This is a genomic window from Curtobacterium sp. 8I-2 (assembly GCF_902506155.1).
Classification (GTDB): Bacteria; Actinomycetota; Actinomycetes; order Actinomycetales; family Microbacteriaceae; genus Curtobacterium; species Curtobacterium poinsettiae.
In genome coordinates this window covers 37,191-60,614 of record NZ_LR732827.1, presented here as the reverse complement: position 1 = coordinate 60,614, position 23,424 = coordinate 37,191, and the positions used below count along the sequence as shown (strand labels likewise).

The following is a 23,424-nucleotide window of genomic DNA, read 5'->3' as shown; positions in this document are numbered from 1 at the left end:
GTGCTCCGTGTGCTCGGGGTGGACCCCGGGCTCACCCGGTGCGGCGTCGGCGTCGTCGAGGTCGCACCGAACCGGCGCGCACGACTCGTCCACGTGACGGTCGTGCGCACCCCGCCGGACATGCCGCTCGAGCAGCGGCTGCTCCGGATCGCCGACGGCATCGCCGCCGAGATCGACGAGCACCACCCCGACGCGGTCGCGGTCGAGCGGGTGTTCGCGCAGGCGAACGTCCGCACGGTGATGGGCACCGCGCAGGCGGCCGGCCTGGCGCTGCACGCCGCGGCGGCCCGCGGCCTGCCCGTCGGGCTGCACACCCCGTCCGAGGTCAAGGCCGCCGTCACCGGCTACGGCAACGCCGACAAGCGGCAGGTCCAGACGATGATCGCGCGCGTGCTCGGACTCGACGAGGCCCCGAAGCCGGCCGACGCCGCCGATGCGCTCGCGTTGGCCGTGTGCCATGCCTGGAGGCTCGGATCACCCGACGCCGCCGGCTCGCGTGCCACGAACCTCACCCCGGCGCAGCGTGCCTGGCGGGACGCCCAGGGCGGCACCACCGACTCGCCGCTCGCCCGCGCGGCCGCAGCCGCGGCCCGCCCGCAGCGTGGCAGGTCCGCGTCGTCGGTGGGCGGCCCTAGGCTCGGAGCATGATCGCGAGTCTCCGGGGCACCTGCATCGACATCGCCGGCTCGGCCGTGGTGGTCGAGGTCGGGGGAGTCGGGTACGCCGTCACCGTGACCCCTGCGCACGCACTGACCATGCGCCACGGGTCCGAGGTGTTCGTGCGGACCGCGATGATCGTGCGCGAAGACGAGCACCTGCTCTTCGGCTTCGAGTCGACCGACGCGTTGCAGGTGTTCGACCTGCTCCGCGGGGTGTCCGGCGTCGGCCCGAAGTCCGCGATGGGCGTCCTGGCCCACATGGACCCGGCGCAGATCGCGAACGCCGTCGCGAACGAGGACGACGGCGCGTTCCGCAAGGTCTCCGGCATCGGCCCGAAGACCGCCAAGCTCATCATCGTCGCGCTCTCCGGCAAGCTCGTGGCCTTCGAACAGGCCGCCGTCGTGGCCGCGGCGCGAGGGACCGCAGTGCACCCCGCAGCGGTCGACGTCGTCTCGGCGCTCATCGGCCTCGGCTGGCGTGAAGACGCTGCACAGGCCGCCGTCGACGACGCCGTCGCCAACGAGCCAGGCGCCGCCGCGATGGGCACCCAGGCGCTGCTCCGCGCCGCACTCGGCGCCCTGCGACCCGCGGCAGCCGGCCGATGAGCGGCATCACGTCCGCCGGTGCCGAGTCGCAGGAGGAACTCGCGTTCGAAGGCGCGCTCCGTCCGCGCTCGCTCGACGAGTTCGTCGGGCAGCGCAAGGTCCGCGGGCAACTCGACCTGCTCCTCAAGGCCGCCGGCATGCAGGAGCGCACGCCCGACCACATCCTGATGGCGGGTCCTCCCGGCCTCGGCAAGACCACGCTCGCGATGATCGTCGCGCACGAGACGGGGCGCCCGCTGCGGATGTCGAGCGGCCCGGCGATCCAGCACGCCGGTGACCTGGCGGCCGTGCTCTCGTCGCTCGTCCCCGGCGAGGTCCTGTTCATCGACGAGATCCACCGGATGGCCCGCTCGGCAGAAGAGATGCTCTACCTGGCGATGGAGGACTTCCGCATCGACGTGATGGTGGGCAAGGGCGCGGGTGCCACGAGCATCCCGCTCGACCTCGCGCCCTTCACGCTCGTCGGGGCCACCACCCGGGCCGGCCTGCTGCCGAACCCGCTGCGGGACCGCTTCGGGTTCACCGCCCACCTGGAGTTCTACGAGAAGGACGAGCTCGAACAGGTCCTGATCCGCGCGGCGCACCTGCTCGAGCTCGACATCGACCGGACCGCCCTGCGCGAGATCGCCGGGCGTTCCCGCGGCACCCCGCGCATCGCGAACCGCCTGCTCCGTCGGGTGCGCGACTACGCGCTCGTGCACCGCACCACCGACGGCATGGCGGCGGTCCAGGGCGCCCTCGACCTGTACGACGTCGACGAACTCGGGCTCGACCGGCTCGACCGCGCCGTGGTCGAGACCATGCTGACCCGGTTCGACGGCGGACCGGTCGGTCTGAACACCCTCGCCGTCTCCGTCGGCGAGGAGTCCGAGACGATCGAGTCGGTCGTCGAACCGTTCCTGGTCCGGGTCGGTCTCGTGACCCGCACGCCCCGTGGGCGCATCGCCACACCACGTGCCTGGCGGCACCTCGGCCTCACCCCGGGGCAGGCCGACGGCGGGCAGCCGGGGCTCTTCGACGACCCGGACACCGACGACTGAACGCCGATCAGTCGAGTGACATGCCACGGACACCGGCGTGCCCTAGACTGCTACGGCCCGAAACCGAGCAACCAGAGAAGGCAACGCATCATGGGTCAAGAAGTCATCCTCATCGTCATCGTCGTGGCGTTCGCAGCCTTCATGTTCTACAACAGCCGCAAGCGCAAGAAGCAGCAGGCCGAGCTCGTGGACAAGATGGTCCCCGGCGCCAAGGTCATGCTGTCCTTCGGCCTGTACGGCACGCTCCTCTCCGTGAACGAGGAGAAGGTCACCGCTGACGTCGAGATCGCACCGGGGACCATCGTCACCGTGCACCGTCAGACCCTGTCGCGCGTCGTCGACGACAACGCTTCCGACGTCGAGACCACCACGACCACCGAGGACGAGCCGAAGCCCGTGGCCGAGCTGAACGGTGAGCCGGTCTACGGCGAGCGTGCCGACGAGACCGACGCCACGAAGCGCAAGTCCGACGACTGACGCCCTCGGCCGCCGGGTCGTCTGATCCGGCGGCTTCCTCTTGCCGTCGCACGGTGTGCCGACGGTCCTGAACAGAAAGACGAGACGACCGGTGGCACGATCGACACCCGTCAAGAAGGCGCTGCGCTCGCTCACCTGGTTGGTGATCCTGATGGCGATCCTCGCCGGCCTGAACACCGCCGCGTCGATCCTCGCCGGCTCTTCGAAGGACGACACCGACAAGTGGTACCAGGGCGCGAGCTGGGTACCCGAGCTGGCTCTGGACCTGCAGGGCGGCACGCAGCTGACCCTCGCGGCGCAGAACACCGAGGGCGACTCCGTCACCTCGCAGCAGCTGCAGCAGGCGGTGAACATCATCCGCCAGCGCATCGACGCCACCGGTGTCTCCGAGTCGGAGATCAACACGCAGGGCGCGAACAACATCGTCGTCTCGATCCCGGGTCGCCCCGACAAGGCCACCATCGACCGCATCGAGGCCGCGGCCAAGCTGACGTTCCGGCCCGTCCTGTACACCGAGGCTGCGACCAACTCCGCTGTCGGTGACGACGGCAAGGGCACCGCATCGCCGACGCCGTACTCGCCGCCCGCCTCGCTCGCCGCGACGCCCAGCGCGAAGCCCACGAACGCGAGCGACCTGAACTGGGTCACGCCGAAGCTGCAGGACCTGTACACCAACTACAACTGCGCAGCACCGGGCGACGTCACCACCGCGCCCGACGACGAGCCCCTGGTCACCTGCGACCAGGACGGCGCCGGCAAGTACATCCTCGGCCCGGTCGAGGTGTCCGGCGCCGACATCAGCAACGCCACCTCGGGGCTCGCCACCGACTCGCAGGGCACGTCGACCGGCCAGTGGGCCGTCAACCTGACCTTCAACGGTGAGGGCTCGAAGGACTTCCGGACGGTCACCAACCGTCTCGTCTCGCTCCAGCAGCCGCAGAACCAGTTCGCGATCGTGCTCGACGGTTCAGTCATCACCGCACCGACGACGAACTCCGCGATCACGAACGGCAAGGCGCAGATCAGCGGCAACTTCACCGCCGAGTCCGCCAAGACCCTCGCCGACCAGCTCAAGTACGGTGCGCTGCCGATCAACTTCCAGGTGCAGTCGAACGAGAACATCTCGGCGACACTCGGTACCGCGCAGCTCATCGGTGGTCTCGTCGCCGGTCTGATCGGCCTGATCCTCGTGATCATCTACTCCGTGATCCAGTACCGCGCCCTTGCGTTCGTCACCGTGCTGTCGCTCGGGATCGCCGCCGTGATCACGTACCTCGTGATCGCGATCATGTCGTGGCGCGTCGACTACCGTCTGTCGTTGGCAGGTGTGGCGGGCCTGATCGTCGCGATCGGCATCACGGCGGACTCGTTCATCGTCTACTTCGAGCGCATCCGTGACGAACTCCGTGACGGCCGTGCCCTCGAGAGCGCGGTCGAGTCCGGCTGGAAGCGCGCGCTGCGCACGATCCTGGCGTCCGACGCGGTGAACTTCCTCGCCGCCGTCACCCTGTACGTGCTCGCGGTCGCCGACGTGAAGGGCTTCGCGTTCACGCTGCTGCTCACGACCCTCATCGACATCGTGGTGGTCGCACTCTTCACCCACCCGATGATGCAGCTCATCGCCCGGACCCGGTTCTTCGGGGACGGCCACCGGTTCAGCGGGCTCGACCCGGCAGCACTCGGTGCCGTCTACCGGGGGCGTGCGCAGTTCCGCGCACCCGTCGTGGACGGCAAGCGCCAGCGCAGTGCCGGTGAGGCGCAGCGCCGACAGACGATCGCGGAGCGGAAGGCCCAGCAGGCCTCCGGCGACAACGGCTCGACGCCGGACGGGAAGGACGACTGATGGCCAGCTTCAGCCAGTTCGGCAGCGACCTCTACACGGGGAAGCGGTCGTACGACATCATCGGGCGCCGGAAGACCTGGTACCTCATCGCCCTGGCGATGATCGTGATCTCGCTCGTCACGCCGTGGCTGCGTGGCGGGTACCAGCTCGGCATCGAGTTCACCGGCGGCTCGGAGTTCACGATCTCCGACGTCAAGTCGCTCGACCAGAGCATCGCGACCGACACGGTCGAGAGCGTCGTCGCCGACACCATCCCTCGTGTCTCGCAGCTCGGCACGCACGGCATCCGCGTGCAGACCGGGCAGCTCACCGACGCCCAGACGACCGACGTGCAGGACGCCCTGGCCAAGGCCTACGACGTCCCGGAGCGCCAGGTCGCCGCGACCTTCATCGGCGCGACGTGGGGTGCCGACGTCCTCGCGCAGGCCATCCGTGGTCTGGTGATCTTCCTGGCCCTCGCCGCGGTCTTCATGACGCTGTACTTCCGCACCTGGAAGATGTCACTCTCTGCGATGGCGGCGCTGGTGCACGACCTGCTCATCACGGCGGGCGTGTACGGCATCGTCGGGCTCGAGGTCACGCCCGCGGCGGTGATCGGCTTCCTGACGATCCTCGGGTACTCGCTCTACGACACCGTGGTGGTCTTCGACAAGGTGCGCGAGAACACCGCGCAGGAGTCGATCCGCACCTTCAAGCAGTCGGTCAACCTCGCGGTCAACCAGACGCTCGTCCGATCGATCAACACCTCGGTCGTGGCACTGCTGCCGGTGGCGGCGATCCTCTTCATCGGGTCGTACGTGCTCGGCGCCGGCACCCTGCGTGACATCTCGCTCGCACTGTTCATCGGCATCATCGTCGGCACCTACTCGACGATCTTCATCGCGTCGCCGATGTACGCGCAGCTGCGCGAGAACGAGCCGAAGATCAAGGAGTCCGACGCCAAGAAGACCGCGGCGGCCGAGAAGCGCCGGCGCGAGGTCGACGCGGCAGAGGCGAACGCCTGATGCCCATCGAGATCCAGCAGATCGACGTCGCCGAGGCCCAGCGCCGCATCGACGCCGGGGCCCGGCTCTACGACGTGCGTGAGCAGGGGGAGTGGGACGAGGTCCACGCTCCGCAGGCCACGCTCGTGCCGATGTCCGAGTTCGTGGACCGCTGGCAGGAGATCGACGGCGGCGACCAGCCGGCCATCATCGTCTGCCACTCCGGCGGCCGGTCCTCGCGCATCGTCGCGGCGCTCGAGCAGTCGGGTGTCCCGGCCGTCAACCTGTCCGGCGGCATGCTCGCCTGGGAGCAGGCGGGGGCACCGGTGGAGCGCGACGCCCAGGGCGAACCTCGTCACGGGCACTGACCGGGGACGCGTAGTCTTGTCGGATCGAGCTCGGATCGAGCTCTCGGACCGAGTCCTGGGAGGCGCATCATGACGGACACCCGCGAAGAGCCGTCCGCGCCGAGCCGCCCGGGCTCCGCCCCGCAGCCCGCGAGCCCGATCGGTCCGAACACCACCGGCAACCTCGGTTCCCTCCGCTCACTGCTGCCACGCCTGTTCTCGCGCGCGCAGCCGGCCGGTGCGGTGGACACCCTGATCCGCACGGTCCGGTCGCACCACCCCAAGGCCGACGTGACCCTCATCGAGCGCGCCTACTCGGTCGCCGAGCGCGCGCACGACGGGCAGAAGCGCAAGTCCGGTGAGCCGTACATCACGCACCCCGTCGCGGTCGCGCAGATCCTGGCCGACCTCGGCATCGGGACGATCACCATCGCTGCAGCGCTCCTGCACGACACCGTCGAGGACACCGACTACCAGCTCGACCAGCTGCGGGTGGACTTCGGCGACGAGATCGCGATGCTCGTCGACGGCGTCACCAAGCTCGACAAGGTCAAGTACGGCGACAGCGCACAGGCCGAGACCGTCCGCAAGATGGTCATCGCGATGTCGAAGGACATCCGAGTCCTCGTCATCAAGCTCGCCGACCGCCTGCACAACGCCCGCACCTGGGGCTTCGTCGAGTCCGCGTCTGCCACGCGCAAGGCGAAGGAGACGCTCGAGATCTACGCGCCCCTCGCGCACCGGCTCGGCATCCAGATGATCAAGCTCGAGCTCGAGGACCTGTCGTTCGCGGTCCTGCACCCGAAGCTCTACGTCGAGATCGACAGCCTGGTCAAGGAACGCCAACCGAAGCGCGAGCAGTTCGTCCAGAACGTCATCGGCACCCTCAAGAAGGACCTGAAGGCCGCCAAGGTCCGTGGTGACGTGATGGGTCGGCCGAAGCAGTACTACTCGATCTACCAGAAGATGATCGTGCGGGGTCGTGAGTTCGACGAGATCTACGACCTCGTCGGCATCCGCGTCCTCGTGCCCACCGTCCGCGACTGTTACGCCATGCTCGGCTCGGTGCACGCGCGGTGGACCCCGCTGCCCGGTCGCTTCAAGGACTACATCGCGACCCCCAAGTTCAACCTGTACCAGTCGCTGCACACCACGGTGCTCGGACCACAGGGCCGTGCGGTCGAGATCCAGATCCGCACGCACGAGATGCACCAGCGTGCCGAGTTCGGTGTCGCCGCCCACTGGAAGTACAAGCAGCGCGCTGCCGGCCGTGACGCCGGCACCTCGTCCACGACGGACGACCAGGACATGGCGTGGCTCGCCCACATCACCGACTGGCAGGCAGAGACCAGCGATCCGGGCGAGTTCCTCGATTCGCTCCGGTACGAGATCGGCGCCAAGGAGACGTACGTCTTCACGCCGCAGGGCAAGGTCATCGGTCTGCCCGCCGGAGCCACCCCGGTCGACTTCGCCTACGCCGTCCACACCGAGATCGGCCACCGCACGATGGGTGCGAAGGTCAACGGTCGCCTGGTCCCGCTCGAGAGCCAGCTCTCCAGCGGTGACGTGGTCGAGATCTTCACGTCGAAGAACCCCGACTCCGGCCCCTCGCAGGACTGGCTGCAGTTCGTCCGCAGCCCCCGCGCGCGCAACAAGATCAAGCAGTGGTTCACCAAGGAGCGCCGCGAAGAGGCGATCGAGCAGGGCCGCGACGCCATCGCGCGTGCGATGCGCAAGCAGAACCTGCCGCTCCAGCGCATCATGAGCCAGGACAGCATCGCCGAGGTCGCCTCGTCGATGCGCTACGAGGACGTCTCCGCGCTGTACGCCGCCATCGGCGAGGGCCACGTCTCGACCCAGTCGGTGATCGAGAAGGTCCTCGGGAACGTCCAGACCGAGACCGAGGCCGACGAACCCGAGCTCGCGTTCCCCCGCCAGGTCACCAGTCGCCAGCTGCGCACCAGCGACAGCGGCGTGCTGGTCCGCGGGGCGCCCGACATCCTCGTCAAGCTCGCGAAGTGCTGCACCCCGGTGCCGGGCGACCAGATCGTGGGCTTCATCACCCGTGGCCAGGGCGTCTCCGTGCACCAGTCGTCGTGCACCAACGTGAAGTCGCTCATGAACGAGCCCGACCGGATGATCGAGGTCGAGTGGGCCCCGTCGTCGAAGTCGGTGTTCCTGGTGCAGATCCAGATCGAGGCGCTCGATCGGTCTGGCCTGCTCAGCGACGTCACCCGAGTGCTGACGGATCACCACGTGAACATACTGTCCGCGACGGTGTCGACCTCGTCCGACCGCCTGGCGCTCAGCCGGTTCGTGTTCGAGATGGGGGACACCATCCACCTCGACCGTGTGCTCAACGCAGTGCGTCGCATCGACGCCGTCTACGACGTCTACCGCGTCAGCGCCGGCTAGTACCGGAGCAGGGCCCAGCGCCTCCCGGTCCGTTTCTCGGACGGTCACGACTCGTCGATTGCGGCCCCGCCGACCGACAGGTCGTGACCACTCGGCGGACGTGAGCGGGGTGCCCTGACCGCTCGCACCCGCCGGACCGGAGGCGCGTGGCGGCCCCGCCCCGCGCCTCCCGCCCGCGGACCGGTCACGACTCGTCGCGCGGGCACCGTCGACCGGTCACGAACCGTCGACTGCGACCCTGCCACCCGACAGTCCGAGACCACTCGGCGGACGCGAGCGGGATGTCCTGACCGCCCGCATTCGCCGGACCGGGAGGCGCGCGGCGGCCCCGACCCGCTCCTTCCGCCCATCGCCGGTCACGACTCGTCGCGCGGGCACCGTCGACCGGTCACGAACCGTCGATTGCGGCCCCGCCAACCGACAGTCCTTGTCCACTCGGCGGACGTGAGCGGAGTGTCCTGACCACCTGCACCCGCCACCGACGACCCCACCCACAAGCACTACCGGACAGCACCCCCAGCACCCCCGGCACCGTCCTGCACCGCACGCAACCGCCGCTCGGCCTGTCGCACCATGGGGATCGTGCCAAGAGCGGTCAGGCGTGTCCGCAGCTCGGCGGCGCTGACCGCTCCGATCGCGAGCAACCCGTGGACGGCCGACGCTTCAGCGGCGCCGAACGCACCCGCAGTCGGCCCCGGCATCCGCAGCAGGTCGATCGCGGTCCGCGCCGGCAGCGCGACCCGGAGCCGCGCCAGGACGACGGTGTCGTCGACGTCGATCCGGACCTCGCGCAGGCGCACCTCCGGGCCGACGTGCACGCGGACCTGCGGCGGGATGCACGCCTCGAGCGGCGCCGGCGGACGGGACACCGCACCCCAGATCCACGCGGCGGTCAGCGTGCAGGCGATCAAGCGTGCGTCGCGCAGCACCCAGCCAGCCGCGGCGGCACGCAACGACGGCGTCTGCGGTTCGGCGGGGGAGGCCCAGCACGGCCCGACCGCGACCAGTTCGCCGGCCAGGACCGCCGCCCGCAGTTCGGGTTCCGGCCAGTCGTCACTGGTCAGCAGTCGCGGGCGGGGCACCCGCACATCCTGCCCGACCTGCGGTCGCGACCGACAGGCCTGTGGACAAGCCCCGGACCGGCCGGGAGGCCCGTGGCGGGCCCGCACCGCGCCTCCAGGCGGTCACCGGTCACGTCAAGAGCGCGAAGCGCGTCGACGACGCTGCCACCTGACGGCAGCCTGCCGGGAGGCCGCGACGCGGCGCGTGCGCGCTCAGCGCAGGACGTCGGCGCGGTGGACGAGCGCCGCGGCGCCGATGAGCGGGCCGTCCTGCGACAGTCCCGTCGGCACGATCCGCACCTTCGTGACGAAGCCGAACTCGACACGCTCCGCCACGGCCTGCCGGGCGTACTCGAACAGGTCGGGCGTGACGTGCGAGAACCCGCCACCGATCGCGACGACCTCGAGGTCGACCAGGCTGGTGGCGGCGGCGATGGCCTGGCCCAGGGCTCGGCCGCTGCGCTTGACCGCGGCGACCGCGATCTCGTCGCCGGCGGCGTACGCGGCCGAGAGCTCTTCGCCGGTGGTGCCCGCGAAGCCCTGCCGACGGGCCCAGGCCACGGTCTTGGGGCCGCTGGCGATCGCCTCGAGGCAGCCGGTCCCGCCGCAGGCGCAGGGGTCGTCGTAGCCGCCACACTCGACGTGGCCGATGTGCCCGGCGTTCCCCGTCGGGCCGCTGACCGTGCGGCCGTGCAGGATGAGCCCGCCGCCGACACCGGTGGAGACGATCATGCCCATGACGTGGTCGGAGCCCTGGGCAGCCCCGACCCAGTGCTCGGCGAGCGTGATCGCCAGGCCGTCCATGCGGAGCGTCACCGGCACGTTCTCCGGCACGAGGGCCGCGATCCGGTCGCGCAGCGGGTGGCCCCGCCACACGGGCATGTTGAGCGGCGAGACCAGACCGTGTTCCTCGTCGACCGGGCCGGCGGAGCCGACGCCGACGCCGACGAGCGTCGTGTCCGCGGGCAGTGCGCCGAGCGCGGCCGTGACGACCTCGTCGACGGCGGCCTGCAGCTCGTCCGAGGTGCGCTGCGGCCCCGTGGGGCTGCGGAACCGCGTCGCGGGCAGCACGACCCCCTGGTCGGTGACGAGCGCGGCCTCGACCTTCGTGCCGCCGAGGTCGACGGCCAGGGCGAGGGCGGGGGACTGGGGTGCGGTGCTGGACATGCGCGCTCCGATGCGGCGGTCTGGAGGCCCGGTGCGCGTCACCGACGCGTCGTCGCGTCCGGTGGGCGCCGGCCTGGTCGTGGTGGGTCGTGGTGGGTCGGGCTGGGTGGGATGGACTCAGCCGGGTGGGCTCAGCCGTGTCCGCTCAGTAGGACGTCGTGTCGTCGCCGAGCGCCGACGCGGCGCCCGTCTCGGCGCGGTGCGCGACCTCGTCGAGGATGCGGGCCGAGGCGCTCGTGCCGATGCGATTCGCGCCCGCCTCGACCATCTCGAGCAGGGTGTCGAGGCCGCGGACGCCGCCGGAGGCCTTCACGCCGGTGTCGGCACCGACCGTGCGGCGCATCAGGGCGATGTGCTCGGCGGTCGCGCCGCCGCCGGCGAACCCGGTCGAGGTCTTCACGAACGCGGCACCGGCGGTCTGCGCCGCACGCGAGGCAGCGACGATCTCGTCGTCGGTCAGGAAGGCGGTCTCGAGGATCACCTTGACGACGGTGTCCCCGGCGGCGTCGACGACCGCGCGGACGTCCTGCTCGACGCGCTGCCAGTCGCCCGACTTCGCGGCGCCGATGTTCTGCACCATGTCCAGCTCGAAGGCGCCGTCGGCCAGGGCCTGCAGCGACTCGGCGACCTTCGCCGCGGTCGACGTGGTGCCGTGCGGGAACCCGATCACGGTGCCGACACCGACGCCGGTGCCCGTCAGGCGCTCGACGGCGTGCGCAACGTCGCTCGGACGGACACAGACGCTGAAGACGCGGTGGGCGGCGGCTTCGTCGAGCTGGGCGTCGACGTCCGCGCGGGTGAGTTCGGGCTTCAGGATCGCGTGGTCGATGAGGCCGCGGACGGCATCGGCGGTGACGGGGAAGGCTGCGTTGTCCACCCGGCAAGCCTACCCGTCAGGCGTGCCGCGTAGCGTGCAGGGCATGCAGGTCCTCGTCACCGGCGCCACCGGGTACATCGGTGGTCGTCTCGTCCCTCGTCTCCTCGAAGCCGGCCACTCCGTCCGGGTGTTCGTGCGCAACCCCCGGAAGCTCCAGGACGTCCCGTGGAGCAGCGACGTGGACGTCGCGGAAGGCGACCTCCAGGACGCCGACGCGGTCCGCGCCGCCGTCGACGGGGTCGAGGCGGTCTACTACCTGGCCCACGCGATGGGCGCCGACGGCGACTTCGAGTCGGCCGAACACGAGGCCGCCGAGACCATGGCGCACGAGGCGAAGACGGCGGGGGTCAGCCGGTTCGTCTACCTGGGCGGGCTGCACCCCGACGGCGAGCTGTCCAAGCACCTCCGCAGCCGCAAGGAGGTGGGGGAGATCCTCCTCGGCTCCGGTGTGCCCACCGTGGCGTACCAGGCCGGCGTCGTGATCGGCTCGGGCAGCACCTCGTTCGAGATGATCCGGCACCTCACCGACGTCCTGCCGTGGATGCCTGCGCCGCGCTGGGTCCGCAACCGCATCCAGCCGATCGCGGTGCGCGACGTCCTCTACTACCTGGTGGCCGCCCTGGACGTCCCCGCCGACGTCAACCGCACCTTCGACATCGGTGGCCCCGACGTCCTGCGGTACGGCCAGATGCTGAACGGCTACGCGGTCGAGGCGAAGCTGCCGCAGCGCCCGATCACCGTGCTGCCGGTGCTCACCCCGCGGCTCGCCGCGCACTGGTTCAACGTCGTCACCCCGATCCCGCGCAAGCTCGCGACGCCCATCATCGAGTCGCTGCAGTTCGAGTGCGTCCAGCGCGAGCACGACATCGACGACGTCGTACCGAAGCCCGAGGGCGGGCTCACCTCGTACCGTCGGGCCGTCCGCCTCGCGCTCAACAAGATGCGCACCGGCCAGGTGCAGACCAGCTGGCGGAGCGCGACGCTCTCCAGCGCCTCCGCCGACCCGATGCCGAACGACCCCGACTGGGCCGGGCACACCGTCTACGTCGACGACCGCAAGCGGCACTCGAGTGCCTCCGCCGCGGACGTCTGGCGTGTCGTCGAGTCGATCGGTGGCGACAACGGCTGGTACTCGTTCCCGCTCGCCTGGGTCGCCCGCGGCTGGATGGACAAGATCGCCGGTGGCGTCGGACTGAACCGTGGCCGTCGCGACCAACAGCGCCTCGAGCAGGGCGACGCGCTCGACTGGTGGCGCGTCGAACGGCTCGAGCGCGGCCGGTACCTGCGGCTCCGTGCCGAGTTCAAGTCGCCGGGCCGCGCGTGGCTCGAGATGACCGTCACGCCGAACCCCGAAGGCGGCAGCGACTACCGCCAGCGGGCGATCTACTTCCCGCAGGGACTCGCCGGACGCCTGTACTGGTACGGCATCCTGCCGTTCCACGGCATCATCTTCCCCGGTATGGTCGAGCGCATCACCGCCGCCGCCGAGCGGGAGTCCGACCAGACCGAGTCCACGCAGCGCAACCGGACGCAGCAGACCGGGACCCCCGAGCCGGCGCACGAGGAGGCAGCATGACCGACGACCGCAGCCCCGTCCTCTTCCTGGGGGACAGCATCACCGAACAGGGCGACTGGGACACCTGGCTCCCCGACGAGCACACGCTGAACCAGGGCATCGGTGGCGACACGACCGACGGCGTGCTGACGCGACTCGACGCCGTCGTCGCCGAGCAGCCCGAGGTGATCGTGCTGCTCATCGGCACGAACGACTTCGGCGGCCACCGCGCCAGCGCCGAGCACGTGGTCCGCAACGTCGAGACCGCGCTCGTCACGCTCCGCCGTGAACTGCCGGGTGTCCGCCTGCTGCTCGTCTCGATCCTGCCGCGGCAGTCCGAGTACGCCGCGAAGATCGAGCAGGCGAACCGGCACCTGCGCCAGTTCGTCGCCACCTGCCACGCCCAGTACCTCGACGCCTGGCCCGCCCTGGCAGACGGCGACCACCTGGACGCCCGCTTCACCGAGGACGGCCTGCACCTGACCGAGGACGGCTACCGCGCGTTCGTCGGTGAACTCGTGCCGGCCCTCGAGCGGGTCCGTGAGCTGCCGCCGATGTCGCGGTCGATCCAGGCGATCACCATCGACGGCGACTCGGACTGATGGCCGCACGCAAGGGGCGGCCCCCGGTGGGGTCGTCGCAACACGGCGTGCCCGCGGGATCCTCGCGACCCGCGGCCGCCGCACCGGCCGCCCGCGCACGCGAGACGCCGCCGTTCACCCGGCCGGCGCTGGCGCCCGGGTTGATCGCTGCGATCGTGCTCCTGGCGTGCGTCGCCATCGTGGACTCGTCGGGGTTCGTCTTCGCCCGCTGGGGCGTCACCGTCCTCGCGTTGATCGTGCTCGTCTTCACGGTGCGGGGGAAGGTCTGGTGGGCCGCGCTGCTCATGGTCGCCGTCGCGGTCTGCTGGAACCCGCTCGTCACGGTGCCGATCCCGGGGCAGGTGTGGGCGGGCCTGCAGCTGGTGGCCGCCGCGCTGTTCATCGTGGTGGGCATCGTGGTCAAGGTGCCCCGCGAGACCGACGGACGGTAGGATCGGCAGGTCGGGTACAGGACCCGGCCGCACGACCCGAAGGGCATGGATGAACGACGAGACCGAGCCGGTGACCGAGAGTCCTCTGCTGAACCCTCGACCGTCCTCCGGCGGTCTCGACCGATCCGACGTCGTCGTCCGCAAGGGACGACTGACCCTGATCAACGGACACCTCACGCCGCAGCAGTCGATGATCGAGGACCTGCTGTTCCTCGACGACGCACTCACCGCGGCTGACGTCGACCACCTCCTCATCCGCGGGAACGACCAGCGTCCGGTGATCGCCCTGGACGAGCGTGACCGCCAGCGAGCCGAGAGCGCCGTGATGTCGGCCGCCGTCAACGAGCCGTTCTACGCGAAGCCCCCGGGCAAGCCGGCAGTGCTCGTGCAGGACGACGGACTCGGCTCCGTCGAGGAACCCGTGCTCCGTGTGTTCCGCCCGCGCCTCGAGCCCCTCGGACGCCTGCGCTACGGCGCCGAGACCAGCGTCCAGCTCGAGTTCTGGCGCGTCACCGACACCGAGGTCCTCGCACCCGTCGAGAACGCCCTGATGCGTCGCAGCCTGCCGATCGACGAGTTCGTCCTCGTCGACATCGAGCGCTACGGCCGCACCTGGCGCACCGTCGAGCACATGTTCGACGACCACGTCTCGGACATCCGGTTCCCGATCGACATCGTCTTCTCGTGGGTCGACGGCAACGCCATCGAGTACCAGCGCGCCCGCCAGGCTGCACAGTCGAACGCCGTCCTGGGCGAGGGCGACGACGCTCCCGCCCGCTTCCGCCAGATCGACGAACTGAAGTACGCGCTGCGCTCGGTCCATACCTTCGCGCCGTGGATCCGCCAGATCTACATCGCCACGGACTCGCCTGCGCCGCACTGGCTCGCCGACCACCCGAAGGTCCGGATCGTCCGCAGCGAGGAGTTCTTCGCCGACCCGTCCGTGCTGCCGACGCACAACTCGCAGGCCGTCGAGTCGCAGCTGCACCACATCCCGGGCATCAGCGAGCACTTCATCTACTCGAACGACGACATGTTCTTCGGCCGGCTGGTCGACCCCTCGGTGTTCTACAGCCCGGGGTCGGTCACGAAGTTCATCCTCGCGTCGACCCGGATCGGCCTCGGTTCCAACAACCCGGCACGCAGCGGCTTCGAGAACTCCGCCCGGGTCAACCGCGGCCTCCTGCAGCAGCGCTTCGGCGCGGTGACGACCCGCCACCTCGAGCACGCGCCGACGCCCCTGCGTGCGTCGATCATGACCGAGATGGAGCACGAGTTCGCCGACGAGTTCGCGGCCACTGCAGCGTCACGCTTCCGCGCCGCCGACAACATCTCGGTGACGAACTCGCTCTACCACTACTACTCGCTGCTCACCGGCCGGGCGATCATCCAGGAGAACTCCTCCGTCGGGTACATCGACACGACCATGGTCTCCGGACTCAAGGCGCTCGACGACCTGCTGAAGAAGCGGAACGTGGACTTCTTCTGCCTCAACGACGGCAGCTTCCCGGAGGTCAGCGACGAGGAGCGCACGCAGCGCGTGACGGACTTCCTGGAGCGGTACTTCCCGTTCCCCGCGCCCTGGGAGCGCCCCAGCGCGTAGGACGCGCCAGCGGCCTGCTGGGGCGCTCCGGGCGAGCCTGCGAGCCGGGTCCCACGGTGCGCGTAGGACGCGCCAGCGGCCTGCTGGGGCGCTCCGGGCGAGCCTGCGAGCCCGGAGCCGGAACCCGGCCACGCGTGTCGGCCGCAGCCGCACGCCGACCGGTCACGACACCCCGCGACCTGCGCGCCGACTGGTCACAAGCCGTCGGCCTCGCGGTCGGCAGCCGACGGAACGTGACCACGCGACGCACCACGTGCGGTGGGTCGCGACCATCCCGCAAGGCTGGAGGCCCGTGGCGCGTCCGCCACGGGCCTCCAGTCCGTCCGTGGCGCGCGGTCAGGACACCCCGTCGGCCGCCCGCCCAGCGGTCACGAACCGTCGCTTGCGGGATCACCACGCGACGGAACGTGACCCCGCGACGCACCACGTGCGGTGGGTCGCGACCACCCGCGAGCCTGGAGGCCCGTGGCGCGCCCGCCACGGGCCTCCAGTCCGTCCGGCGTGCCGTCCGGACGTGCGTGCCCGCGCGCGGTCAGGAGACCCCGTCGGCCGCCCGCCCACCGGTCACGACCCGTCGCTTGCCGGGCCGCCAGACGACGGAACGTGACCACGCGACGCACCACCCGCGGGGAGTCATGACCGCCCACGCCCACCCCGCTTCGTGAGCAGAAGAGGTCGGGTCCGCGTGACGGACCCGACCTCTTCTGCACGCGAAGTGCGGAGTGCTACCGGTGCACGGGGGAGACGGGCACCGAGTCGAGCGTGAAGACCGGGATGCTCGAGGTGACCGGTGCGGGCTCCACGGCTGCGGGGATCGTCACGCCGTGTGCCGCGAGCTTCGCCTCGGTCTCGAGAGCGGAGACGGGCTGCCCGACGGTGGCGTAGTGCCCGATCGGCACGACGGAGTGGACGACGTTGTGGCCGTACACGTGCACGAGGTTGAACGACTGCGCGCCGTCCCGGCCGCGGGTGCCGCCCTGGTACTCCGTGAGGTCCTGCGTGTAGCAGGTCGCACTGGCGACGGACACCGGGATGCCGGCGAATACGGCGCTGGTCGAGTAGTGCAGGTGCCCGGCGATGATGGCGAGGACGTCACTGCCCTCGACGACCTCGGCCAGGGCCTGCTGGTCGCGCAGTTCGACGAGGACGGTGAGGTCCTGCACGCTCGGCACGGGCGGGTGGTGCATCGCCAGGATGGTGCCGTGCGGTGCCGCCTCGGACAGGACCTCGGCGAGCCAGTCGAGCTGCTCGGGGGAGACCTCGCCGTGGTGGTGACCGGGCACACTCGTGTCGAGGGTGATCACACGGAGACCGTTGACGTCGTACACGAAGTCGACCGGGCGGTCGGTGGGCTGCAGGCCGAAGAGCTCCCGGCGGAAAGCGCCGCGCTCGTCGTGGTTGCCCATCGCCCAGATCACCTGCGCACCGATGCGCTCGGCCGCCGGCTCCAGTATCGCGCGGACGCGGGCGTACGCACCCGGCTCGCCCTTGTCGGCCACGTCGCCGGTGACGACGATCGCTTCGGGACGCGTGCCCGAGGCTTCGATGTCCGCGACGATCTGCGTGAGCCGCGCGGCGGAGTCGACATCGCCGTAGAGATCACGATCCCCGGATACGAGGTGCGTGTCGCTGAGGTGGAGGAGGAAGTGGTTCGGCCTGGGGTGTTCGGCCGTCCGGCTGTCCATCGGGGTCTCATTCCGTTGGCGGATGCGTGGTGCAACACGTTGCCACACCGTCCTGGACGAGTCCAGCACGTGACGGTGAACCAGCCGTGAACTGGGGGCGGCGTGTTGCCCTGTGCACGAAGAAACCCCCGCCACTTGGTGACGGGGGTTGCTTCGTGTGCCTCGGATCAGTGATCCCCGGGGCCGACCTGGGGAGCCTGGTGGCCACCCTCGAGGTTCGGGCCGTGGTGCGCGGCGTGCGCTGCCTCGAGCTCGGCCTTCGAGACCGGCTCGATGCGGTCCTCGAAGAAGAAGCGGGAGACGCCGGCGCGGACCTTCTGCAGACCCGTGATCTTGCCCTTGGCGTTCGGGCGGATCATCAGCGGCTTGTACTCGTTGAACTGCAGGAGCTTCCACCGCTCGTACTCGTCGAGCTGCTCGTGCACCTCGATGTACTCACCGTGGGGGAGTCGGACGATGCGGCCCGACTCGTACCCGTGCAGGACGATCTCGCGGTCCTTCTTCTGGAGGGCGAGGCAGACACGCTTCGTGATCCAGAAGGCGATGAACGGACCGAGGACCGTCGTCGCCTGGATCACGTGGATCACGTGTTCGATCGACACCAGGAAGTGCGTCGCGATGATGTCCGACGAGGCTGCTGCCCAGAGGCTCGCGTAGAGCGTGATGCCAGCGGCACCGAACGCGGTGCGCGTCGGGGCGTTGCGCGGACGATCGAGGATGTGGTGCTCACGCTTGTCGCCCGTGACCCACGCCTCGATGAAGGGGTAGAGCAGGATCGCCAGGATGAGCAGCACCAGGACCGCGATCGGCGCCAGGATGTTGAACGACACCGTGTAGCCGAACCACACGACCTCCCAGTGCGGCGGCACCAGACGCAGCGCGCCGTCGGCGAAGCCGATGTACCAGTCGGGCTGGGTACCGGCGGACACCGGGGAGGGGTCGTACGGGCCGTAGTTCCAGATCGGGTTGATCGTGAACAGCGACGCGATGAGGGCCAGGATGCCCGCGACGATGAAGAAGAAGCCACCGGCCTTCGCGGCGAACGCCGGGAGGATCGGGACGCCGACGACGTTCTCGTTGGTCTTGCCCGGACCGGCGAACTGGGTGTGCTTGTTGATCACGACGAGCACGAGGTGGACACCGAGCACCGCGACGAGGATCGCCGGCAGCAGCAGGATGTGCAGCGTGTACAGGCGGCCGACGATGTCGGTACCCGGGAACTCGCCACCGAAGAGCAGGTAGGCGATCCACACGCCGATGACCGGGACACCCTCGATCATGCCGACGATGATCCGCAGGCCGTTTCCGGAGAGCAGGTCGTCGGGGAGCGAGTATCCGGTGAAGCCCTCGGCCATGGCGAGGACCCAGAGCAGGAAGCCGAAGACCCAGTTGAGCTCACGCGGCTTGCGGAAGGCACCGGTGAAGAACACGCGGGCCATGTGCAGCATGATCGACGCCACGAACAGCAGGGCTGCCCAGTGGTGGACCTGACGGACGAAGAGCCCGCCACGGATGTCGAACGAGATGTCGAGCGTGGACTGCAGCGCCGTCGACATCGCAACACCCTTGAGCGGGACGTACGAGCCGTTGTAGATGACCTCGGTCATGGACGCCTGGAAGAAGAACGTCAGGAAGGTCCCGGAGAGCAGCACGACGACGAAGCTGTACAGCGCCACCTCGCCGAGCATGAAGCTCCAGTGGTCCGGGAAGATCTTCCGGCCGACTTCCTTGACGAGGCCCGAGATGCTGGTGCGCTCGTCGATGTAGTTCGAGACCCCGCCGATGATGCGGGATCCGCGCTCCGGTGCCGGCTTGTTCGTCGACGTGTTCGGTGCGGTGGTGGTGGTGCTGGTCATCAGCGTTCACGCTCCCAGAAGGACGGTCCGACCGGCTCGTGGAAGTCGCTCTGGGCAACCAGGTAGCCGTCGTCGTCGATCGCGATAGGAAGTTGGGGGAGGGGGCGTGCTGCCGGACCGAAGATGACCTCGCAGTTGTTCGAGACATCGAAGGTGGACTGGTGGCACGGGCACAGCAGGTGGTGCGTCTGCTGTTCGTAGAGCGCGACAGGGCACCCGACGTGGGTGCAGATCTTGGAGTACGCGACGATGCCGTCGTAGCCCCAGTTCTCGTGGCCCTTGGACGGGTTGAGGTCCTTCGGGTCGAGACGCATCAGGAGGACGGAGGCCTTCGCCTTCTCCTCGAGCATGTGCTCGGACTCGAGCATGCCCTCGGGGATGACGTGGAACACCGAACCGATGGTGACGTCGGAGGCCTTGATCGGAAGACCCGTCGGGTCCTTCGTCAGGCGCAGGCCCTGCTTCCAGAAGGTGTGACGGAGCAGCTCGTTCGGGTCCTCGGCCGGAGCGAGGTCACGGACCAGGACGATGCCGGGGAGCGGGAACGCGGCCAGAGCACCGATCATCGAGTTGCGGATCAGCTTGCGACGGCTGAAGCCCGACTCCTTGTCGGCGAGCTGGAACGCCTCGACCGCCTTGGCGCGGGTCTCGTCGGTGCCGCGGGTGCCGTGGCGGAGCTCCGTGATCTCACGGTCGACGACGAGCGACTTCGACCAGTAGACGGCACCGAGACCGAGGGCGAGGAGCGCGAGGGCGATCGACAGGCCAAGGAAGAGGTTCGCGGTGCGGACCGTCCCGAAGTCGCTCGGGTCGATCGGGAAGGCGATGTACGCGGCGATCGACAGGACGCTGCCGACGATCGACAGGTAGAAGTAGGCGGCGACCTGGCGCTCGGCCAGACGCTGCTTCTTCGGGTCGACGTCGGTGCGACGCGGACGGTGCGGCGGCTCGCCCGGGTTCTCGAACGGGTCGACGGGGAGGACCGCGATCCCGGGGGAGGTGGTCGTGCCGTGCTTCTCGACAGCCGAGGACGAGTTCAGCGTCTCGTCGTCGTGCTCTGCCATGGTGTTCCCTTCAGTGTCGTTCGACACGGACGATCAGTTGGACTTCGCGGTCAGCCAGACGGTCATCGCGACGACCGCCCCGAGTCCGAAGATCCAGATGAACAGACCCTCGGCGACCGGCCCCAGGGAGCCGAGTGCGAAGCCACCGGGGGACTTGTTGTCCTGCACGTACTTGAGGTACGTGATGATGTCGGCCTTCTGCTCCGGCGTCAGGTTCAGGTCGTTGAAGACCGGCATGTTCTGCGGGCCGGTGAGCATGGCCTCGTAGATGTGCTTGCCGGAGACCGTCTCGAGGTTCGGGGCGTACTTGCCCTCGGTCAGGGCACCGCCGGCGCCGGCCACGTTGTGGCACATGGCGCAGTTGATGCGGAACAGCTCGGCACCTTCGGCGGCGTCGCCGTCCTCACCGTTGGTGAGTTCGGTGGACGGGACCGACGGGCCGGGGCCGAGGGAAGCGACGTACTGCGCGAGCGCGTCGACCTGCTCGTCCGTGAACTGCGCGGGCTTCTCTTCTGCCTGCGGACCCTGTGCGGCCATCGGCATGCGGCCGGTGCCGACCTGGAAGTCGACCGACGCGGCGCCGACACCGATGAGGGACGGACCCTCGCTCGTGCCCTGCGCGGAGAGACCGTGGCAGGTGGCGCAGTTCGACGCGAAGAGCTTCTCGCCCTCGTTCACCTGCGACTGGCTCGAGGTGGCGAGGGTGCTCGTGCTGTCGTCGGCGTTCGCCGTGGAGCTGAACAGTGCGTACGCGCCACCGGTGGTCATGAGACCAACGACGATGAGCGACACGGTCGCCATCGGTGAACGGCGGCCCTTCTTGGACTTGGTTCTGTTGAACATGTGCTGGGGGGTGTCCAGTTCCTACTTGAGAAGGTAGATGACGGCGAAGAGGAAGATCCACACGACGTCGACGAAGTGCCAGTAGTACGACACGACGATGGCGGTGGTCGCTTCCTTGTGGCCGAAGTTCTTGGCGGCGAAGCCGCGGCCGAGCGTCAGCAGGAAGGCGATGAGGCCACCGGTCACGTGGAGGCCGTGGAACCCGGTGGTCATGTAGAACGCCGAGCCGTACGCGCTGGAGGAGAGCGTGACGCCCTCGTGCCACAGGTTGGCGTATTCGAAGATCTGGCCGCAGACGAAGATCGCACCCATCGCGTAGGTGACGAAGAACCACTCCGTCATGCCCCAGTGGCGCGGGTTCCAGCTCGTCCGGTGCACCTGGAAGCGCTCCGCGGCGAACACGGCGAACTGGCAGGCGAAGCTGGACAGCACCAGGATGATCGTGTTCACGGAGGCGAAGGGCACCTCGAGCTTCGTGGTCTCGGTCGCCCAGAGCTCAGGGGACGTGCTGCGGAGCGTGAAGTAGATCGCGAACAGGCCGGCGAAGAACATGACCTCGCTGCCCAGCCACACGATCGTCCCCACGGCCACGGCGTTCGGCCTGTTGAGGGCCGGACCGCTGGCTGATCTGGAGAGAGAGGTGCTAGTCACGTCCTCCATTATGGCCGAAACCCCCGACAGTGTTTTCGCAGGAGACTGGCGGGTCTCTCGAATTCACTACGATCGATCCATGCCTGACGCACTTTCTTGGCCAGCAGTGATCAGCGCGCTCATGGCGCGCGAGGACCTGACGATCAGGCAATCCACATGGGCCATGGAGGAGATCGTCCACGGGCGTGCCACCCAGGCCCAGATCGCGGCCTTCGCCGTGACGCTCCGCGCGAAGGGCGAGACCGTCGACGAGGTCGTCGGATTCCGTGACGCGATCCTCGACGCCGCGGTTCCGCTCGACGTCGACCCGATGGCGCTCGACATCGTCGGTACCGGCGGCGACGTGGTCGGCACCGTGAACGTCTCGACGATGGCGGCGATCGTGATCGCCGCTGCCGGGGTCCCCGTCGTCAAGCACGGCAACAAGGCCAGCTCGTCGAAGTCCGGGTCGAGCGACGTGCTCGCCGCCCTCGGACTCGATCTCACGATGGACGCCGCGCGTGTCGCGGACACGTTCCGGCGTGTCGGGCTGACCTTCGCCTTCGCCAACGCGTTCCACCCCGGTTTCGCCCACGCAGGCCCCGTGCGGCGGGAGATCGGCGTCCCGACGGTGTTCAACTTCCTCGGTCCGCTCGTCAACCCCGCACGGTGCGAGGCCAACGCCGTCGGCGTCGCCCAGCTCGAACTCGTGCCGATCATCACGGGCGTGTTCCAGACGCGCGGGGCGACCGCACTCGTGTTCCGAGGCGACGACGGACTCGACGAGCTGACCACCACCGGGCACAGCCACATCTGGGAGGTCACCGGCGGCCGTGTGACCGAACACGACCTCGACCCACGGGACCTCGGCATCGCCCGCGCCCGGACGGAGGACCTGCTCGGTGGCGACCCCGAGCACAACGCCGCCGTCGTCCACCGACTGCTGGCGGGGGAGACCGGACCCGTCCGCGACATCGTCCTGCTGAACGCCGCGGCCGGGCTCGTCTCGTTCCGACTGGCACAGGACCCGAACGAGGCCGACCGCCCGATCCTGCAGCGCTTCCGCGAGCAGCTCGTCGTCGCCGCCGAGGCGATCGACTCCGGCGCCGGTGCGCGCAAACTGGCTGATTGGGTCGGCGCAGCTCCCGCAGCGTAGTCCACGCCGCCCCCGCCCCCGCGCACCGTGCGCGGTGCGCCAGCCGGTGCGAGCCTGACGGCTCGGTGCTGCGCCACGAGCGCGCACCCGGCGGTCACCGCTGCACCCGGTGAACAAACCAGCACCGTGCCGTGCCGGCAACCCCACGCCGGACCGGAGGGCCGTGGTGTGCCCGCCCCGCGCCTCCAGTCCGCACCGTGCGCGGTCCGCGATCCCGTGCAGCTTCCGCGAGAGCCGCACCGTGCGCGGTGCGTCACCCGGTGCGAGCCTGACGGCTCGGTGCTGCGCCACGAGCGCGCACCTGACGGTCACCGCTGCACCCGGTGAGCAAACCCGCACCGTGCCGTACCGGCAACCCCACGCCGGGCCGGAGGGCCGTGGTGAGCCAGCCCCGCGCCTCCAGTCCGCACCGTGCGCGGTCCGCGATCCCGTGCAGCTTCCGCGAGAGCCGCACCGTGCGCGGTGCGCCAGCCGGTGCGAGCCTGACGGCTCGGTGCTGCGCCACGAGCGCGCACCCGGCGGTC

The 23,424-nt window shown here is 69.7% G+C and carries 21 protein-coding genes; 13 read left to right on the top strand and 8 right to left on the bottom strand.

Going from position 1 to position 23,424, the window contains the following annotated elements:
* The 8 genes from ruvC (at position 1) to BOSE127_RS03940 (ending at position 8,370) form a co-directional block, all read left to right on the top strand.
* Positions 1 to 648 carry a crossover junction endodeoxyribonuclease RuvC gene (gene ruvC / locus BOSE127_RS03975; RefSeq protein ID WP_017887356.1) on the top strand — a complete coding sequence of 216 codons (648 nt, stop codon included), beginning with the start codon at positions 1 to 3 and terminating at the stop codon, positions 646 to 648.
* A complete protein-coding gene (gene ruvA / locus BOSE127_RS03970) occupies positions 645 to 1,265 on the top strand; it encodes a Holliday junction branch migration protein RuvA (protein ID WP_017887355.1) in 621 nt (206 codons plus the stop codon). The genes ruvC and ruvA overlap by 4 nt, the downstream gene beginning before the upstream one ends.
* Positions 1,262 to 2,305 (top strand): Holliday junction branch migration DNA helicase RuvB, encoded by a 1,044-nt coding sequence (gene ruvB, locus BOSE127_RS03965; protein ID WP_017887354.1) that lies wholly within the window; start codon positions 1,262 to 1,264, stop codon positions 2,303 to 2,305. Before ruvA ends, ruvB begins: the two co-directional genes overlap by 4 nt.
* 90 nt (positions 2,306 to 2,395) lie before the next feature.
* Positions 2,396 to 2,782, top strand: a complete 387-nt coding sequence (locus BOSE127_RS03960) for a preprotein translocase subunit YajC (RefSeq protein ID WP_017887353.1) — start codon at positions 2,396 to 2,398, stop codon at positions 2,780 to 2,782.
* A 91-nt stretch (positions 2,783 to 2,873) separates the two neighbouring features.
* Entirely contained in the window at positions 2,874 to 4,625 is a 1,752-nt protein-coding gene (gene secD / locus BOSE127_RS03955; RefSeq protein ID WP_017887352.1) for a protein translocase subunit SecD, read from the top strand.
* Positions 4,625 to 5,629 (top strand): protein translocase subunit SecF, encoded by a 1,005-nt coding sequence (secF, locus tag BOSE127_RS03950; protein ID WP_017887351.1) that lies wholly within the window; start codon positions 4,625 to 4,627, stop codon positions 5,627 to 5,629. The genes secD and secF overlap by 1 nt, the downstream gene beginning before the upstream one ends.
* Positions 5,629 to 5,976, top strand: a complete 348-nt coding sequence (locus BOSE127_RS03945) for a rhodanese-like domain-containing protein (RefSeq protein ID WP_017887350.1) — start codon at positions 5,629 to 5,631, stop codon at positions 5,974 to 5,976. The genes secF and BOSE127_RS03945 overlap by 1 nt, the downstream gene beginning before the upstream one ends.
* A gap of 69 nt (positions 5,977 to 6,045) precedes the next feature.
* Complete coding sequence (locus BOSE127_RS03940) at positions 6,046 to 8,370, top strand: RelA/SpoT family protein (RefSeq protein ID WP_017887349.1); 2,325 nt, start codon at positions 6,046 to 6,048, stop codon at positions 8,368 to 8,370.
* Positions 8,371 to 8,870: 500 nt separating this feature from the next.
* On the opposite strand, the gene BOSE127_RS03935 is transcribed toward BOSE127_RS03940, so the two are convergent.
* From BOSE127_RS03935 to deoC, 3 genes are all read right to left on the bottom strand, one after another.
* Positions 8,871 to 9,452 (bottom strand): hypothetical protein, encoded by a 582-nt coding sequence (locus BOSE127_RS03935; protein ID WP_159556261.1) that lies wholly within the window; start codon positions 9,450 to 9,452, stop codon positions 8,871 to 8,873.
* A gap of 192 nt (positions 9,453 to 9,644) precedes the next feature.
* Positions 9,645 to 10,598 (bottom strand): ROK family protein, encoded by a 954-nt coding sequence (locus tag BOSE127_RS03930; RefSeq protein ID WP_071251793.1) that lies wholly within the window; start codon positions 10,596 to 10,598, stop codon positions 9,645 to 9,647.
* A gap of 145 nt (positions 10,599 to 10,743) precedes the next feature.
* On the bottom strand, positions 10,744 to 11,475 hold the full coding sequence (gene deoC / locus BOSE127_RS03925) for a deoxyribose-phosphate aldolase (RefSeq protein WP_082046801.1): 732 nt from the start codon (positions 11,473 to 11,475) through the stop codon (positions 10,744 to 10,746).
* Positions 11,476 to 11,518: 43 nt separating this feature from the next.
* Between deoC and BOSE127_RS03920 the strand changes: the two genes are divergently transcribed.
* From BOSE127_RS03920 to BOSE127_RS03905, 4 genes are read left to right on the top strand one after another with little or no spacing between them, the layout of a single operon-like run.
* Positions 11,519 to 13,051 carry an SDR family oxidoreductase gene (locus tag BOSE127_RS03920; protein WP_031259825.1) on the top strand — a complete coding sequence of 511 codons (1,533 nt, stop codon included), beginning with the start codon at positions 11,519 to 11,521 and terminating at the stop codon, positions 13,049 to 13,051.
* Positions 13,048 to 13,632 (top strand): GDSL-type esterase/lipase family protein, encoded by a 585-nt coding sequence (locus BOSE127_RS03915; protein ID WP_017887343.1) that lies wholly within the window; start codon positions 13,048 to 13,050, stop codon positions 13,630 to 13,632. Before BOSE127_RS03920 ends, BOSE127_RS03915 begins: the two co-directional genes overlap by 4 nt.
* 47 nt (positions 13,633 to 13,679) lie before the next feature.
* Positions 13,680 to 14,063, top strand: coding sequence for a DUF6804 family protein (locus tag BOSE127_RS03910; RefSeq protein ID WP_056069096.1), 384 nt, complete (start codon positions 13,680 to 13,682; stop codon positions 14,061 to 14,063).
* 49 nt (positions 14,064 to 14,112) lie between these two features.
* The gene (locus BOSE127_RS03905; protein ID WP_017887341.1) at positions 14,113 to 15,666 is read left to right on the top strand and encodes a stealth conserved region 3 domain-containing protein; all 1,554 of its coding nucleotides are present in this window, start codon (positions 14,113 to 14,115) and stop codon (positions 15,664 to 15,666) included.
* A 725-nt stretch (positions 15,667 to 16,391) separates the two neighbouring features.
* Here BOSE127_RS03905 and BOSE127_RS03900 read toward each other — a convergent pair.
* The 5 genes from BOSE127_RS03900 to ctaE form a co-directional block, all read right to left on the bottom strand.
* Positions 16,392 to 17,351: a phosphodiesterase gene (locus BOSE127_RS03900; protein ID WP_042537207.1), complete on the bottom strand. Its 960-nt coding sequence runs from the start codon at positions 17,349 to 17,351 to the stop codon at positions 16,392 to 16,394.
* A 167-nt stretch (positions 17,352 to 17,518) separates the two neighbouring features.
* Positions 17,519 to 19,207 carry a cytochrome bc1 complex cytochrome b subunit gene (gene qcrB, locus BOSE127_RS03895; RefSeq protein ID WP_042537208.1) on the bottom strand — a complete coding sequence of 563 codons (1,689 nt, stop codon included), beginning with the start codon at positions 19,205 to 19,207 and terminating at the stop codon, positions 17,519 to 17,521.
* A complete protein-coding gene (qcrA, locus tag BOSE127_RS03890) occupies positions 19,207 to 20,271 on the bottom strand; it encodes a cytochrome bc1 complex Rieske iron-sulfur subunit (RefSeq protein WP_017887338.1) in 1,065 nt (354 codons plus the stop codon). Before qcrA ends, qcrB begins: the two co-directional genes overlap by 1 nt.
* A gap of 33 nt (positions 20,272 to 20,304) precedes the next feature.
* Positions 20,305 to 21,114 carry a cytochrome bc1 complex diheme cytochrome c subunit gene (gene qcrC / locus BOSE127_RS03885; protein ID WP_042537210.1) on the bottom strand — a complete coding sequence of 270 codons (810 nt, stop codon included), beginning with the start codon at positions 21,112 to 21,114 and terminating at the stop codon, positions 20,305 to 20,307.
* Positions 21,115 to 21,135: 21 nt separating this feature from the next.
* The gene (gene ctaE / locus BOSE127_RS03880) at positions 21,136 to 21,774 is read right to left on the bottom strand and encodes an aa3-type cytochrome oxidase subunit III (RefSeq protein ID WP_031259820.1); all 639 of its coding nucleotides are present in this window, start codon (positions 21,772 to 21,774) and stop codon (positions 21,136 to 21,138) included.
* Between the two features lie 70 nt (positions 21,775 to 21,844).
* Between ctaE and trpD the strand changes: the two genes are divergently transcribed.
* The gene (trpD, locus tag BOSE127_RS03875; RefSeq protein WP_031259819.1) at positions 21,845 to 22,900 is read left to right on the top strand and encodes an anthranilate phosphoribosyltransferase; all 1,056 of its coding nucleotides are present in this window, start codon (positions 21,845 to 21,847) and stop codon (positions 22,898 to 22,900) included.
* Positions 22,901 to 23,424: the final 524 nt, after the last annotated feature.